The organism is Arsukibacterium sp. (assembly GCF_036735525.1).
Classification (GTDB): domain Bacteria; phylum Pseudomonadota; class Gammaproteobacteria; order Enterobacterales; family Alteromonadaceae; genus Alishewanella.
Genome location: NZ_DAINOE010000034.1, coordinates 35,908 through 37,155, shown reverse-complemented (window position 1 = coordinate 37,155; position 1,248 = coordinate 35,908). Strand labels below are relative to the sequence as shown.

At 45.1% G+C, this 1,248-nt stretch carries 2 protein-coding genes; both read right to left on the bottom strand.

Features of this window, described 5'->3' with window-relative positions; genetic code table 11:
• Positions 1–266: 266 nt before the first annotated feature.
• Complete coding sequence (locus tag V7D78_RS08665) at positions 267–494, bottom strand: hypothetical protein (protein WP_333608050.1); 228 nt, start codon at positions 492–494, stop codon at positions 267–269.
• A 43-nt stretch (positions 495–537) separates the two neighbouring features.
• Positions 538–1,176, bottom strand: a complete 639-nt coding sequence (locus V7D78_RS08660; protein ID WP_333608049.1) for a DUF2959 domain-containing protein — start codon at positions 1,174–1,176, stop codon at positions 538–540.
• Between the last annotated feature and the right edge of the window lie 72 nt (positions 1,177–1,248).

Here is a 1,248-nt window from a genome sequence, read left to right as displayed (position 1 = left end):
CTAAAGATCAGGCCATTGTGCAGGCAACGACCTTTGGTGCCAAAGAGCCCTATGATCAGATTATTGGCCCGATGGGCGTGCGCGCGGCAGCAAATGGTCTGATTATTTATCGGGGAAAGGTGATTGCCCTGTAAAAGAAAACGCATGTCTCAAACCAACCAGACTCCAACCTGCAAATTCAATACCCGCTTAAATTGACATGAGGCCACCGGGCACTGCCGATGACCATGCGTCTTTGCAACGGGGGCTAAATTTGCCCCTCAAGGTCAGATCCTTTGGGGGCGAAACTTTGCGGCATCAATAATCGCCCACAAATGCGCAATGGAAGCAATAATCGCGGGGATCACCAACCAAAATAATGCATAGCCTACTGCACAAACCACAAAGAAAATAATAGCGGCTAAAATTCGCCCTTGTACTAACTGGCCTAACCCTGGGATAAACGCATTACATAGGGCGGCAATAACATTGCCTCCTGAACCTTGACCCGCCATACCTTACCTCTTTTATTAAACTATCAAAGTAACTGATGCACTGTTATTGCTTTAGCGTGGCAACAAACTGTTCGCTTTGTTTGATTGCTGTATTCATGTCAGCAATCAGTTTATTGATATCATTTTGGATGGAATTGAACTCACTTTTCAAAGTCCCGATGGCACTTGCGTTAAGGTTATGCTTTAAATACAGTGTGTTATCTTGTAGTGATGAAAGCACCGGCTGCATGCTTTGCTCTGCGCGACGCATAGTTTTAAGTAAACTGTTGTATTGTCGTTTAGTGGCCGCAAGTTTAGTGGCGCTGTCGCGTTTTAAACTGTCATTGCTATATAGCTCAAGTTCGTCTTGCCATTCGTCGAAGAGCGCTTCTGCAACCGCCTCAATACTATTAATACGCTCGCTGACTTTTGCTGCAGCTTTGCCGCAGGCTTGAAACTCACTATCTGTGGCCTCATACATGCGTTGTAAGTCGCCACCATCGAACTTAAGTAAGCTGCTGAACTGCGCTAATGCCGATTTAAATTGCTGCTGCGCTTCTTGCTGGGACTGCTGCGCCTTTTCTACTCGCTCTACCAGGATGTCGCGTTTATGCACGCCCACTTTTTCCATAGCTGAGTAATAAGCACTTTGGCAGGCGGTAAGGTCCAAGCACAAGGGCAATATCACCCAGAGATAACGCATAATATTAGTCCCTTAAAAAACTGTTATTAAATAATAACGACTAAATCCTGATTGAACAAACTTAATAAAACA

Excerpts from the sequence above, each read along its gene's own strand:
- V7D78_RS08665 (WP_333608050.1), bottom strand. The coding sequence starts at position 494 with ATGGCGGGTCAAGGTTCAGGAGGCAATGTTATTGCCGCCCTATGTAAT.
- V7D78_RS08660 (WP_333608049.1), bottom strand. The coding sequence starts at position 1,176 with ATGCGTTATCTCTGGGTGATATTGCCCTTGTGCTTGGACCTTACCGCC.